The 14,500-nt window shown below is 43.0% G+C and carries 16 protein-coding genes; 10 read left to right on the forward strand and 6 right to left on the reverse strand.

The features are described 5' to 3' along the window. Nucleotides 1–23: 23 nt before the first annotated feature. A complete protein-coding gene (locus FLA_RS23205) occupies nucleotides 24–431 on the forward strand; it encodes a hypothetical protein (protein WP_231940317.1) in 408 nt (135 codons plus the stop codon). Between the two features lie 18 nt (nucleotides 432–449). Here FLA_RS23205 and FLA_RS23210 read toward each other — a convergent pair whose 3' ends face one another. The 4 genes from FLA_RS23210 to FLA_RS23225 form a co-directional block, all read right to left on the reverse strand. Continuing rightward, a complete protein-coding gene (locus FLA_RS23210) occupies nucleotides 450–902 on the reverse strand; it encodes a hypothetical protein (RefSeq protein WP_076374837.1) in 453 nt (150 codons plus the stop codon). Nucleotides 903–1,012: 110 nt separating this feature from the next. Continuing rightward, a complete protein-coding gene (locus tag FLA_RS23215) occupies nucleotides 1,013–2,179 on the reverse strand; it encodes an MFS transporter (protein ID WP_076374839.1) in 1,167 nt (388 codons plus the stop codon). A 16-nt stretch (nucleotides 2,180–2,195) separates the two neighbouring features. Continuing rightward, the gene (locus FLA_RS23220) at nucleotides 2,196–3,329 is read right to left on the reverse strand and encodes an MFS transporter (RefSeq protein ID WP_231940318.1); all 1,134 of its coding nucleotides are present in this window, start codon (nucleotides 3,327–3,329) and stop codon (nucleotides 2,196–2,198) included. Between the two features lie 65 nt (nucleotides 3,330–3,394). Further along, entirely contained in the window at nucleotides 3,395–4,144 is a 750-nt protein-coding gene (locus FLA_RS23225; RefSeq protein WP_076374843.1) for a DeoR/GlpR family DNA-binding transcription regulator, read from the reverse strand. An 84-nt stretch (nucleotides 4,145–4,228) separates the two neighbouring features. On the opposite strand from FLA_RS23225, the gene FLA_RS23230 reads away from it, so the two are divergent. From FLA_RS23230 to FLA_RS23255, 6 genes are all read left to right on the forward strand, one after another. Further along, entirely contained in the window at nucleotides 4,229–4,798 is a 570-nt protein-coding gene (locus FLA_RS23230; RefSeq protein ID WP_076374845.1) for a 5' nucleotidase, NT5C type, read from the forward strand. 64 nt (nucleotides 4,799–4,862) lie between these two features. Beyond that, the gene (gene aspS, locus FLA_RS23235; RefSeq protein ID WP_076374847.1) at nucleotides 4,863–6,689 is read left to right on the forward strand and encodes an aspartate--tRNA ligase; all 1,827 of its coding nucleotides are present in this window, start codon (nucleotides 4,863–4,865) and stop codon (nucleotides 6,687–6,689) included. A gap of 115 nt (nucleotides 6,690–6,804) precedes the next feature. Next, on the forward strand, nucleotides 6,805–8,250 hold the full coding sequence (locus tag FLA_RS23240; RefSeq protein ID WP_076374849.1) for a circularly permuted type 2 ATP-grasp protein: 1,446 nt from the start codon (nucleotides 6,805–6,807) through the stop codon (nucleotides 8,248–8,250). A gap of 25 nt (nucleotides 8,251–8,275) precedes the next feature. After that, nucleotides 8,276–9,217, forward strand: a complete 942-nt coding sequence (locus tag FLA_RS23245) for an alpha-E domain-containing protein (RefSeq protein ID WP_076374851.1) — start codon at nucleotides 8,276–8,278, stop codon at nucleotides 9,215–9,217. 12 nt (nucleotides 9,218–9,229) lie between these two features. Continuing rightward, nucleotides 9,230–10,162 carry a transglutaminase family protein gene (locus FLA_RS23250; RefSeq protein WP_076374853.1) on the forward strand — a complete coding sequence of 311 codons (933 nt, stop codon included), beginning with the start codon at nucleotides 9,230–9,232 and terminating at the stop codon, nucleotides 10,160–10,162. Nucleotides 10,163–10,208: 46 nt separating this feature from the next. Continuing rightward, nucleotides 10,209–10,718 (forward strand): hypothetical protein, encoded by a 510-nt coding sequence (locus tag FLA_RS23255; protein ID WP_076374855.1) that lies wholly within the window; start codon nucleotides 10,209–10,211, stop codon nucleotides 10,716–10,718. Here the strand turns inward: FLA_RS23255 and FLA_RS23260 are convergent. Both FLA_RS23260 and FLA_RS23265 read right to left on the reverse strand, forming a co-directional pair. Continuing rightward, nucleotides 10,701–11,417, reverse strand: a complete 717-nt coding sequence (locus FLA_RS23260) for a hypothetical protein (protein ID WP_076374857.1) — start codon at nucleotides 11,415–11,417, stop codon at nucleotides 10,701–10,703. The two genes, FLA_RS23255 and FLA_RS23260, sit on opposite strands and share 18 nt — an antisense overlap. A 2-nt stretch (nucleotides 11,418–11,419) precedes the next feature. After that, a complete protein-coding gene (locus FLA_RS23265) occupies nucleotides 11,420–11,782 on the reverse strand; it encodes a PadR family transcriptional regulator (RefSeq protein WP_197705820.1) in 363 nt (120 codons plus the stop codon). Nucleotides 11,783–11,843: 61 nt separating this feature from the next. Here FLA_RS23265 and FLA_RS23270 point away from each other — a divergent pair, with 61 nt between their 5' ends. Genes FLA_RS23270 through FLA_RS23280 form a run of 3 tightly spaced genes read left to right on the forward strand, consistent with a single transcriptional unit; the run spans nucleotide 11,844 to nucleotide 14,462 of the window. After that, on the forward strand, nucleotides 11,844–13,112 hold the full coding sequence (locus tag FLA_RS23270) for a replication-associated recombination protein A (RefSeq protein WP_076374859.1): 1,269 nt from the start codon (nucleotides 11,844–11,846) through the stop codon (nucleotides 13,110–13,112). Between the two features lie 34 nt (nucleotides 13,113–13,146). Further along, on the forward strand, nucleotides 13,147–14,013 hold the full coding sequence (locus tag FLA_RS23275) for an alpha/beta hydrolase (protein WP_076374861.1): 867 nt from the start codon (nucleotides 13,147–13,149) through the stop codon (nucleotides 14,011–14,013). Beyond that, nucleotides 14,013–14,462: a GNAT family N-acetyltransferase gene (locus FLA_RS23280; RefSeq protein WP_076374863.1), complete on the forward strand. Its 450-nt coding sequence runs from the start codon at nucleotides 14,013–14,015 to the stop codon at nucleotides 14,460–14,462. The genes FLA_RS23275 and FLA_RS23280 overlap by 1 nt, the downstream gene beginning before the upstream one ends. Nucleotides 14,463–14,500 lie beyond the last annotated feature (38 nt).

Genomic DNA, 14,500 nt, shown 5'->3' on the forward strand with positions numbered 1-14,500 from the left:
TATTAAATCAACTGAACTACTACATGAGTAATCCTTCTACAGAAACCGAGTACCGCATTCCGCTTGCTTATCGCAAAATGGAAAATCTGCATATTGTTTTCTGGCTGTTTAAAGATGTTAGCTGGTGTATGATCTGGAAGCCGTTAGGCATTATTATGATTATACCTACACTGGTTATTTCTATAGTCATTGCCTGGAATACACGGCAGTTCATGTCCGAGCTATGTCACAACCTGGCTATTACTATCTGGATTACCGCTAACAGCTACTGGATGTTGAGCGAGTTTTTACATTTTGATGAAAAGATAGTGATAGGCACCATAACTTATAAGCATCTTGCAATGGTACCTTTTTGTATAGGCATTCTCATATTAGGTTATTACTATCTGTACTGGAAACCACGCAATAAAGAAGCAATAGAAACGATGTAATTCTTTATACGGTATTATTTAATACCGTATAAAGTTATAACGCGTTGCATAATTGCCATCGTAATAATTGCCGTAGAATATGGATCCCTGATAATCTACCTGGTTAAAGTACAGGTTTAGCTGCTCACCTGTATAATAATCCTGTATATTCAGTTGCATTTCCTGGTGTACGTCATTGATATAATGCCCAAACTGATCGTAGTAACCACTAGTTACTGTTGTTACCGTCCAGTAACCTTCCAGAAAAGACTGTGCATCGGAATAAGTTGCGGTACCGTCACTGTAAAAATTAAACACCCCTGGTTCAAAACCTGTATAAAAGGTATTCCACCTGTAGCCATCCCCTTGCGAAGCATTAGATAAAAACCATTTACCGGTTAACTGGGCATAACCTGTATCTACATGTTTACGACAACTGGAGAAAAAGCAAACAAAGGCAACAAGCAGGCTTAAGCGTAGAATTGATTTCATAGTTGAATTTTTAAGGTATGTACTTAGCAATGCAAGTTTGCAGCCAGCGCATAGCTTAGGGTCAGGAGTTAAAAGTCTTTTTAAAATTATTTAACGACGAACAGGGCCAATTAGCCGTTATTATCGGCGATTTTACCGGCCAGCAAGGTAATACTAAAACCTAATATTGCTACAAGTGCAAAAGCCAAACGCAGGTTTACCGCCTGGGAGATATAACCAATTAAGGGTGGACCTAATAAAAAGCCCAGGTAGCCAATAACAGAAACAGCAGCAATAGCAGGGCCAGCTGCCATTTTAGTATTTTTCCCTGTTACACTAAACACCAACGGCACTACACACGAAACCCCAAAGCCCGTGAGCATAAAACCAGCTAACCCGGTGGACACCAATGGCAGCACAACCGACAATAACAAGCCTGCTGCAATTAAACAACCACACACCTGCAACATACGTTTCACCCCGTATTTATTCACCATTCTATCGCCCACAAAACGTCCCGTTGCCATGGTACACATATAAGCAGCATAGCCCATCCCAATGTACTCGTCCGAAACATGAATCTCTTTTTGAAAATAGATCCCGCTCCAATCATACATAGTTCCTTCGCATACCATACTGCCAAAGGCAATTAGCCCCAGCTTCATTAATGGTTTATCCGGCAAAGCCAGCAAGGTTTTCTTTTTACTGGCATTATTATCTTCCTGCAAAGCATCACCATATGCCATCATGGTCATAACAAGCGACAATACGCCCACCAGGGTAAAATGAAAAAACGGAGATATTTTTAATGAAATCATCAACGAGCCTAATGCTGCGCCGGCAAAACCAGCCACACTCCATATGCCATGAAATGTAGTGATAATAGAACGGGAGTACATGGCCTGTACACCTACAGATTGTGCATTAATAGCTATGTTTAAAAAATTGCGTGAACTACCAAATAAAAACAACAACGCCAGCAATTGCCATACTTCATTTACCAGGCCCAGCGCCGGTAACAACACTGCATATAATAAAGCACCTGCCAGCATTACGTACCGGCTGCTCACACGCCCCAGCAACATGCTGGTAAAAGGCAGGGTAAGAATCAGCCCCATGGGCAGCGCAAACAATACTGTACCTAGTTGCGCATCATTCAAATGCAGTTTTTCCTGTAAAGTGGGAATACGGGATGCCCAACTGGAAAATGTAAAGCCCGATATAAAGAAGAATATAGCAACCGCAATACGAATGCGCCTGGCTGCTGCCATGTTTTTACCGGTAATCAACGATAACATAATATACGCCTCTCTTTTACTTTGTTCTGGTTTGTGAGGCAAGCAATGCAGTAGCAATTCCAAACATGGCCACCAGCGTAAACGACGATTTTAAACTGGCAGCTTCCGCTACAAAACCTATAATAGGTGGCCCAATTAAAAAACCAACAAACCCGATAGTGGAAACTGCTGCCAGCGCCACGCCGGGAGACATGGTTTTCGATTTTCCGGCCAATCCATATACCAAAGGTACAACAGAAGAAACTCCTATACCCACCAATAAAAACCCAATGGTAGCTGTTACAAAATAGGGCAGCGCCACTGCCAGTAATAAACCGCTGGCAATGCAAATGCCACTTATCTGTAACACCTTGGTTACACCAATGCGGGTAACCATCCAGTCAGCCGTAAAACGTCCGCCTGCCATAGTACTCATAAAAGCCACAAATCCAAAAATCACGTATTGCTTAGGCACCAGTACTATCTTCTGAAAATATACCCCGCTCCAATCAAACATAGTTCCTTCACACACCATTCCGCTAAAAGCTATCACGCCCAGTTTTAAAATAACACTATCCGGTTTGGCAAACAAAGGCTGGCCGCTCCCACTTCCCACATCCTGGTTTACTAAATACTTATGAGTAAATAATACCAGTAATAAACAAACACCACAAATACACAGGTAATGTATAAAAGGCGGCACACCAGCAGGGCTTAATAGAAAGCCAATAAATCCACCTCCAAATCCGGCCAAACTCCATAAGCCGTGAAACGATGCCATAATAGAGCGGCCATATAACCCCTCCACACTTACCGCTTGTGTGTTCACTGAAATATTCAGCATATTACTCCATAAACCAAAGAACACCAATCCTGTAACCAACTGCCATACATGACCGGCCAACCCCAGAAAAATAAGGGTAATGGGATATAATGTAGCAGCTAATATCAATACAGATCGGCTCCCATACCTGGTAACCAAAAAGCCGGAAACAGGCAAACTTGCCATCAACCCTACCGGTAAGGCAAACAACACGCTACCTAAAGCACCATCACTTAGCTGCAGCTGCATTTTAATGTCCGGTATGCGGCAGGTCCAGCTGGAAAACACCAGCCCGGCAATAAAAAAGAAAATACTCACCGCAATGCGGTGTACTCTACTGGTTTCCATGGATAAAGGGAAATTCATCTTTTGTTTAATTAATCGTCTTTTGATCTGGCAACAATCGTTTTCCGTTATAATATCTGGATGCCTAGCCTAACATAAGGTTCAAATAATTCCCGGGTGTTATCTACTTCCGTTATAATACAATCAACAGTTGAAATATCACACATTTTATATAATTCCGCTGTACCTATTTTATCATAAGTGGTTACCGCCACTACCTTGCTGGCCGACTGCAACATCGCCCTGCCGGCATCCAGATCGTCATAATTATGTGTGCTTACGCCTATTTCATGGTGCAAGCTACAAACACCAGTAAAACAAATATCTACATGCAGCTGTTGAAACGCTCTGGCTGCTTCTGAACCTATCGTTATTTGTGAGTGCTTGTCCACACGCCCCCCTGCCAGAATAATTTCCACCGCAGGATTCTCGCATAATATGGCAGCTAATGGCACATTATTCGTCACCACTGTCAGCGGCATATCGGGTGGCAGCATGCGCGCCAGCGCGTAAGTGGTTGTACCGCCGCCCAGCATAATAGCCTGGCCAGGCTGTATTAATTGCAACGCTTTTTGCGCTATCCGTCTTTTATCCTCTTCCAGCACATGTACTCTATCGGCAAAAGCCTTACTGGTAGGCGAATGTGGTATAGCACCTCCCCGAACCTTTGTTAATAAGCCATTTTCTGCCAGTAATTCAATATCCCTCCTCACTGTATCTTCCGAAACATGCAAAGCAGTACTTAATTCACCCAAACGCACTTTTTGTTCTTCCCGCAGCTTTTGTAAAATAAAGTCTAAACGCTCTTCCTTCAACATTTCTGCAACATTTTACAGCAAAATAACATTATTTATGGCACATTTTGCAACATATCGCATTAAATTGCACAAAAATAGCAAAACATGGCAAGAATTATCATCGACATGGACGAAGTAATGGCAGACATTGTACCTCATATGATTGAGTATTACCAACAGGCAACCGGCGAAAAAGTAGATATAGAGCAACTGGCAGGCAAACATGTACATGAAGCAGTATCGCAACCGGAACTCATTAGACAAATTTTGCTAACACCCGGCTTTTTCCGCACTGCTCCTTTAATTAAAGACAGCGTAACTACTATACAGGCATTAAATAATGTTCACGAGGTATATATCGTATCTGCAGCTATGGAATTTCCACAATCACTTATTGAAAAATATGAATGGCTGGAAGAGCATTTCCCCTTTATCAGCTGGCAACAAATTACGCTTTGTGGCAGTAAACAGCTGGTAAGTGGTGATTATATGATTGATGACCACCTGAAAAACCTGGATTATTTCAATGGCGAAAAATTGTTGTTTACCTCACCCCACAACGTTTTCATTGAAAAACATACCCGCATAAATAACTGGCAGGAAATAGCCAACCTTTTACTACCTCCTGTTAGCAATCCGTTTCACGCAAAATTCACGCAGCAAGCGGCAGTTTAGCACAATAGCGTTAGGCAATTCTGTTATCTTTGCTGCCCTTACTGACTATTTATAAAACGATTATATGTATCGTACTCACAATTGTGGTGAATTAAGAATTGAAAATGCTAACAGCCAGGTAACGCTGGCAGGCTGGGTGCAAACCGTAAGAAAATTCGGAGCTATTACTTTTATAGATCTGCGCGATCGTTATGGTATAACCCAGCTTTTGCTTGGAGAAGAACTGAATTACCTGCTGGACGAAAATCCGTTAGGCAGGGAATATGTAATTCAGGTAACAGGTACTGCCCAGGAGCGTACTAATAAAAATCCGAATATTCCTACAGGCGATATCGAGATACATGTTCAGTCCTATACTATTCTCAATAAATCTGCAGTTCCTCCATTCACCATTACCGACGAAACAGATGGTGGCGATGACCTGCGTATGAAATACCGCTATCTCGATCTGCGTCGTAATGCGGTAAAGAAAAACCTGGAACTGCGCTATGCCGTAAACCGTTCTGCCAGGAACTACCTGCACGAGAACAGTTTTATGGATATTGAAACGCCTTTCCTTATCAAGTCTACTCCTGAGGGAGCCAGAGATTTTGTGGTACCATCGCGCATGAACCCTGGTCAGTTTTATGCATTACCACAATCACCACAAACCTTCAAGCAATTATTAATGGTAAGCGGTTACGACCGTTACTACCAGATTGTAAAATGTTTCCGTGACGAGGACTTACGCGCCGATCGTCAACCTGAGTTCACACAGATTGACTGTGAAATGAGCTTTGTGGAACAGGAAGACATCATCAACATGTTTGAAGGCCTGGTACGACGTATATTCAAAGACGTAAAGGATATCGATTATACCGAAGTTATCAGCCGCATGACCTGGGAAGATGCGATGTGGCAGTATGGTAACGATAAGCCGGATATCCGTTTTGGAATGCAGATACTGAACCTGAAATCAGCTTTTAACAGAAACAACCAGATAGAAGCTACGGGTGAATTGATTAACGGAGCCGGTTTTGGCGTGTTTGATAATGCAGAAACAGTACTGGCTATCGCGGTGCCTGGTTGCAGCGAATACACCCGTAAACAAACAGACGAACTTACGGAGTGGGTAAAACGTCCGCAAATTGGCATGCAGGGCCTGGTGTTTATTAAATGTAACGCCGATGGCACCTACAAAAGCAGTGTAGACAAGTTTTACAGTGAGGATAAATTAAAAGCCATTGCCACTGCAGCCGGCGCCAAGGCGGGCGACCTGGTACTGATACTGGCTGGCCGCGAAGAAAGAACCCGTAAAGCTACCAGCGAACTGCGCCTGGAAATGGGCAAACGCCTGGGTCTGCGCAAAGAGAATGAGTTTAAACTGTTATGGGTAATGGACTTCCCGCTGTTTGAATATGCAGAAGAGGAAAACCGTTGGGTAGCGCGTCACCACCCATTCACTTCTCCTAAGCCTTCTGATATTGCCACTATGATCAATAACAATCCTGTTATTGACAACCCGGAAAAATACCTGGAACATCCTTATTCCAACATCAAAGCCAATGCCTACGACATGGTATTAAATGGCAATGAAATTGGCGGTGGCTCTATCCGTATTTTCCAGCGCGAACTACAGGAGAAAATGTTTGCCGCCTTAGGCATGTCTACCGAAGAAGCCAACCACAAATTCGGTTTCTTACTGGGTGCATTTGAATACGGTGCCCCTCCACATGGTGGCATTGCTTTTGGTTTTGACCGCTTGTGTTCCATCCTAGGTGGCAGCGAAAGCATACGCGACTTTATTGCGTTCCCTAAAAACAACAGTGGACGCGATGTAATGCTGGATGCTCCTTCTGAAATTGACGAAAAACAATTTGCAGAACTACAGATTAAATTAAACCTGCAATAAGTATAACTTTCTTCCAGCAGCCGGTAAACAACAACATTGTTTACCGGCTTTTTTGTTATATTGTACTCGTCTTCGATTTTTTGTCATAAGCATTTAAATTATTATCGTTTCGCTTATGAGTATATCTGCTTTGCTACAACAATATCATTGCGCCAATGGAACCTGGGACGAAATGTGCCATACCGGTGAAATACGCGATCACTACCATAAAGTGGTTACTGCCCTGCAAAAACTGGACGTAAACATCCTGCAACAGAAAGATCTGTTGGCCAGCGAACTGTTTATGAACCAGGGCATCACTTTTACGGTGTATAGCGATAATGCTGGTATTGAACGCATTTTTCCCTTCGATATTATACCCCGTATTATTACCGGGGCGGAATGGGCGCACATTGAAGCAGGCATAAAGCAACGGTTAAAAGCGCTTAACCTGTTTTTAAAAGACATTTATTCCGATCAGCAGATACTGAAAGACAAAGTTATTCCTGCAGCATTAATAGCTTCCTGCCCTCACTATACAAGGGAAGTATTTGGCATTAAGGTTCCTTACGACATTTATGTGCATATTTCGGGTATTGACCTGATAAGAGGGGATGATGGTAAGTTTTATATACTGGAAGATAACCTGCGTACTCCTTCCGGCGTATCGTATATGCTGGAAAACCGGGAAGTGACCAAACGCATTTTCCCCGATATGCTGGCGGCTAATAAGGTACGGCTGGTACATAATTACCCGTTAATGCTGCACCAGATATTGTTATCACTGGCTCCTACTCAAATATCTTCTCCTACCGTAGTATTGTTAACACCCGGTATTTTCAACTCAGCTTATTACGAGCATACCTACCTTGCCCGGCAAATGGGAATTGCATTGGTAGAGGGACGTGACCTGGTGGTAGACAATCATAAAGTATATATGAAAACTACTAACGGATTGGAACAGGTGCATGTTATTTACCGCCGGATTGATGATGAGTTCCTTGACCCGCTGGTATTTAAAACCAATAGTGTTTTGGGAGTTCCAGGCCTGATGAGCGCTTACCGCAAAGGCAATGTGGCATTGGTAAATGCAGTAGGTAATGGTGTTGCGGATGACAAAGCCGTGTACGCCTATGTACCTGACATGATAAAATACTATCTTAACGAAGACCCTATCCTGCCCAATGTTCCTACCTATGAATTAAGTAATGCCGATGCCAGGCAATATGTTTTTGAAAACATTCAAAATATGGTAGTAAAACGTACCAATCAATCGGGTGGCTATGGTATGGTTATGGGCAACACGGTCAGTGAAACCGACTGGTTAAAAGCAAAAGCAGAAATAGAAGCAGATCCCAGAAGTTTTATTGCCCAACCCATTATTAAACTGAGTACGGTGCCTTGTTTTATTGATGGCAAATTTCAGCCACGCCATGTGGACCTACGACCTTATGCACTATGCGGCCCTAACGGTGTGCAGATTGTACCCGGCGGATTAACACGGGTAGCTTTACGTGAAGGATCGCTGGTAGTAAACTCCTCACAAGGTGGCGGCAGTAAAGACACCTGGATTATAGATTAATTATTGACTCACTAACCCTAGATATATGCTGAGTAGAATTGCAGATTCTCTATTCTGGATGAACCGCTACATGGAACGTGCCGATGGCATGCTACGTTCTATTAAAGCTTTTTATATTTTATCACTGGATAAAAACACGGATGATCAACAGGGCTGGTTACCTGTTCTGGAAGTATTTACTGCTGCCGATCAGCAGCAGATGCAATTGCTGGAAAATGATACAGATGCCGTATTACGTCAGCTGATCATTGACACACAAAATACCAACTCGCTAAAGGTGTTACTTACCAAAGCCAGGGAAAATGCACGTGGCATACAAGATCATATTACCAAAGAAGTATGGGAACAGGTAAACCAGATGTACCACCTGGCCAATCACTCTTCCCTGCCGCAACGGCTGCATAGCTATGGCGCACTGGAAGTAATTGATAATCTTACCCGTTATAGCCTGTTATATACCGGCGTTATCGACAGCACCATGGCGCGTGGCATGGGCTGGCATTTTATGAACCTGGGCAAATACATAGAAAGATGCCTCCAAACCATTGAAATTTCGGAAAAGCAATATCAGCAAATTGACTACCAGCTAAAAAACAGCCGAGATGTTATTCAATGGCGCTACCTGTTGCTGTCACTTGCCGGGTACGAATTGCATCTGAAACGATACCGTACCCCTAATAATAACCAGAATGTACTGCACCAGGTGCTTATAAACCAGGATTTTACCCGCAGCGTATTATACTCGTTAAGCAGGCTGGATAAACATTTGTGCGATATAGTAAAAGAAAATCCTTCGGCTGAAAACAAAGCGCTGGAACGTAGTTTTGGACGCCTGTACAGTTATGTAAGATATATTGACCTAGATTCGCTGAACGAAGCCCGGCTGAAAACGTTTTTTGATACCGTAAGAAACGATCTGCTGGAATTCAGCACGCGACTGGGACAGTGCTTTTTTTCTTATGCCTAACGCAAAAGTATTATGCCGATATTCAACATTCATCATATAACGCGCTACGAATACGATCGACCTGTTAAAGAAAGCACTAATGAAATAAAAATCTACCCTTATCAAAGTCCAGATCAGGAAACTTTGCAGCACGATCTGGTTATTACTGGTCAACCAGAAGTACAGCTTTTCCAGGACTATTGGGGTAATAAATTCGGCTCATTTAATGTGTTACCCGTTCACCAGAAGCTGGTAATAGAAAGCAGGTTGATAGTACGTACTACTGCCCCATCGCAACTACGCATTAATTTTCATGGCACCTGGCAACAGCTGGAAGAAGAAACAGCAGGCCAGTTATTATTACTGGAACTGGCAACACCCGATATTGTAAAAGCCCAGGATAAAATAGATACCATTACCCGGGAAATACAGGAAAAAACACACAGCGCTGCTGCTGCTGTTGAATATGGAGCAGAATATGTTTTCAAACATTTCCAGTACATCAAAGGCATTACTACCATCGAAACCACAGTGGACGAAGTATTGGAACACAAGGCTGGCGTATGTCAGGATTTTGCCCACCTGCTGTTAGCCATTTTACGCCGCTTACACATACCCTGCCGGTATGTAAGTGGCTATATCTGCCCCAACAAAAACGGCATGCGTGGCGAAGGCGCAACCCATGCGTGGATTGAAGCCTGGCTACCACAATACGGATGGGCTGGCATAGATCCCACCAACAATGTATGGGTCACCAATAACCACGTAAAATTGTCTGTAGGACGCCACTTTTCAGACTGCAGCCCTGTTAAAGGTACTTTCAAAGGGCCAGCCCGTCAGCAATTAAGCGTTTTTGTATCAGTAGGATATGAAGATGGGCATGTATTCGAAGACATGAACAATGTAAACACCCACCAACAGGAGAACGATCAGGAAGTGTCCGACGGATTAAGTGTTCAGCAATAGTATTACAGAAAAATAATGCAACTTGCAGCCCTTAATCAGTGTTATCATGAAAGGTTTAATCGTTTATCGCCTGGTGTCTGTGCTCGTAAACATGTTCAGCATGTTTCTGGCGATACTTCTGTTTATGGTGTTGCCAGCGGTATTTTCCAACCTGCTTCTTGCCCTACCTGCCTTTCTGTTATTGAGTATTGTGTTATATGCGTGGTTTGCCAATAAGTTCTTTATAAAAGCGTTTGTTCAACGCACTGTTTTTACTAAAAAACAAAAAGACTGGTTACAGGTAAATGCCATTGTAACCAGCATTGTTTCTGCCATCTGGTTTTTTAGTGCATTCAGCGCCTACACACACCCTACTCCATTAAAAGAAGCAGTAGAAGTACAAATGCCCGCCGAGTTACAGAATAAAATCACTATCCAAACTGTAAAAAATATAGGCATTGGCTTAATGAGCATTTGCGTTTTATTATTAACCCATGTTATCTGGACCATTTCCCTGTTGCGCAAATACCTGGAACATTTGAAAAACGTATCCGAAGAATCAGACATGGACAACTGATGCAGTTGAAGGAGTTCTGAATGCTCCACTATAGTTTTTACGTATCCTATCATGAATATCTGTGTACACCTTTCTCCATGACAGCATTATTAAAATAGCCAGTGGCGCCAGGTAAACGGATAATGAGAACAGGAAGGGCGAGTAATCATCCGGTGTAAGCCATGAATATACATTCATGCTTAAATACCAAACTGGCACACCACCTATCAGTATATGTATATTAGCTAATACGGCCATACATAACAATGGCGTTTTGTATTCCTTTACATTTTGTTTCACCACTTTACCCCTTTTGGTAAAGGCGAACGAGTATCCTACCAATACCAATATCTGCATTAAAAGCCCCGGGAACTTATGAATATTCATATACTTTTCACCTAATACGGCCGCCGTTATCAGCAATACAGTCAATGATATTTTAGGCCAGGTGAAGTATTCTAAAAAGCTTTGCACCGTTAAACGTAAATACTCCTTCACCAGTTGCCGTCTGGTTTCTTTTACCAGTTTTGGCCACTCTGCCGCAAATACAGGAGCAATTCTGTTGGCCACCACATCAAAGGTTTCTTCCGGGTGTTGCTCGCATTCTGTTTCTATGGCGGTAGCCATATGATCTACCAGTTCGGTTTGCAAATCGTAATAGCGTATTCCTTTTTTATGGCAATACACCTCTAATCTTTTAATCTGTTCTTCGGTAAGCATAATTATATTGTTTTGGGTTGCAGCAACATTTGTAGTGTTTGCACAAAAGTTTGCAGCTCTTCCGCTGCCACAGCTTTTTGCTGGTTACCTGTTTGTGTCAATGAATAATATTTGCGCATGCGGTTGCCTATAGGTTCCATTTCTACCTGTAAAATGCCTTCTGCTTCCAACCGGTGCAGCAATGGATATAAGGCACCTTCTGTAATCACCAGCTCGCCCCGCGTTAATTCCTTTACCTTCTGCGTTATTTCATAACCATACATACGTCCATGATCGTGAAGCAGTTGCAGCAAAACGGGTTCCAGGCATCCCTTATACAACGCACGTTTATCCATATCATAAATATACCCAATATGCCAATACATAAGTTTCTTAGGTATCATATTTTTTCTTCCATTTTGCTAAAGAATTAAGTATTTTGCCTTCATGAACAGCGCTATACCGTTGGCAGAACGACTACGTCCGGAAAACCTGGACGATCTTGTGGGGCAGGAACATCTTACAGGTAAAGGCAGCATTCTGCGAAATGCTATTGACAAAGGCTTAATTCCCTCTATGCTATTATGGGGGCCACCCGGCGTAGGCAAAACCACTATTGCCAATATTGTGGCTCATACCCTTCAACTTCCTTTTTACCAGCTCAGTGCCATTAGCAGTGGCGTAAAAGATGTGCGCGAAGTAATAGAGGTAGCCAAGGCGCAATCACGCGCAATTTTGTTTATTGATGAAATTCACCGCTTTAATAAAGGCCAGCAGGATGCTTTGCTGGGTGCTGTAGAAAAAGGCACTATTACTTTAATAGGTGCTACCACCGAAAACCCATCGTTTGAAGTAAATGCGGCCTTGCTAAGCCGTTGCCAGGTGTATGTGCTGAAAGCACTAAGCGAAGAGGCATTGGTGCAACTGTTGCATCAGGCCATGCAAAAAGATGAGTATCTTCAGCAATACGATATTGAACTACAGGAAACAACTGCTTTAATTAATATCTCCGGTGGTGATGCACGCAAACTGTTAAACCTGTTTGAACTGGTGGTGCAGGCTTCTGTAACTGATCAGAAACTGGTTATTACCGATAAGCTGGTAATGGATATTGCCCAAAAGCGCATAGCACTGTACGATAAAAAGGGTGAACAGCACTATGATATTATTTCCGCGTTTATTAAAAGTATGCGCGGCAGTGACCCTAACGGGGCTGTATACTGGCTGGCACGTATGATTGAAGGTGGCGAAGACGTGAAGTTTATTGCCCGCCGCATGCTCATTTTTGCCAGTGAAGATATTGGCAATGCCAATGCCAATGCTTTATTACTTGCCAATGCCACGTTTGATGCAGTTACTAAAATCGGTTACCCCGAAGCCAGGATTATTTTATCGCAATGTGCTACCTATCTGGCTTCTTCCGCTAAAAGCAATGCATCTTATGCAGCTATTGGCGCTGCTTTGCAGGCAGTACAGCAATATGGCGATTTACCCGTACCATTGCATATCAGAAATGCGCCTACTAAACTGATGAAGAACCTTGACTATGGCAAGGGTTACAAATACGCGCATTCTTTTGAAGGCAGTTTTGCCGAACAGGAATATTTACCAGAAATGTTAAGTGGTACTGCTTTTTACGAACCGGGTCAAAACGCCCGTGAAGAAGAATTACGCCGGTTTTTAAAAGCAAAGTGGAAAGATAAATACGGTTATTAATGCAAACAGTTAACATAAACCAATATCTACAACAATGAAGAATTACCGGGTATACCTGGCCACCTTTGCAGCCGCTGTGCTGTTAACCCTATCCTGTAAAAAGGACGATGCCACACCAACTGACGACGCTTCCGTTGAAAAAACAGCTAAAGATGTAAGCTACGGCGACAATAGCGCTCAAAAGCTGGATATATATCTGCCAGCCGGCAGAACTGATTCTGCTACCAAAATAATGGTATTGGTTCACGGTGGCGCCTGGACATCCGGCGATAAAACTGAGCTGGATTCGGCAGTATTGTTTTTACGCCCACAGTTAAGCGATTATGCTATTTTCAATATCAACTACCGGTTAGCAGCATTACCCGCCACCAACCTGTGGCCCGCTCCTGTTAATGATATCAACAGCGCTATCGATTATATCATCAGCAAAGGGGCTGAGTATCATATTAACACCAATAAAATAGTATTAATTGGTGCCAGCGCCGGCGCACATCTTTCCTTACTGCATGCTTACAACTACAATAGCAAAGGCAATGTAAAAGCAGTGGTTGATTTATTTGGCCCTACCGATATTACTGCCTTAGCTAATAGTGACATTTATTACGCACAACTCCTTTCTGTGTGGTTAGGCGGCACGCCTGCTACTGCTCCGGCTAACTATGTAGCTGCCAGCCCTATTCAACATGTAACCGCACAGTCTCCTCCTACTATTATTTTCCATGGCACAGCCGATGATGTTGTGCCTATCAGCCAAAGCGTTGCATTAAAAGCAGAGCTGGACAGCAAAGGAGTCATCAATGATTATAAAGAATACCCAGGTGAAAAACATGGCTGGACCGGCAGCAACCTGCTGGATACTTATAATAGAGCCATTGCCTTTATTAAAAAAAATGTACAATAATGAACTTTAGTGCTGTGTGTAAGCATTTTACTGAATTAACGTTGCAGGAGTTATATGCCCTGCTTCGTTTACGCAGTGAGGTGTTTGTGGTGGAACAGAATTGTGTATTCCTGGATATGGATAATAAAGACCAGGAATGCCATCACCTGCTTTTATGGGATGGCAACAACCTCGTAGCCTGTGCTAGACTGGTACCTCCCGGTATATCCTACACCGAAATGTCCATAGGCCGTATTGTAAGCAGTCCGGCTTATCGTGGCACCGGCTCTGGTCAGCAATTGGTAGCTGCTGCTATTGAACTGTGCTATGAATTGTTTGGCAAGGCCAATATCCAGATAGGTGCACAATTGTATCTCGAAAAATTTTACGGCTCGTTCGGTTTTGAACGTATAGGTGAAGTATACGATGAAGATGGCATAGACCACATACACATGCTTAAGCACACATAAAAAATGGCCCCGAAAAGAATCTGACTTCCCGGGGCCAT

The sequence above is a fragment of the Filimonas lacunae genome (genome assembly GCF_002355595.1).
Lineage (GTDB): Bacteria > Bacteroidota > Bacteroidia > Chitinophagales > Chitinophagaceae > Filimonas > Filimonas lacunae.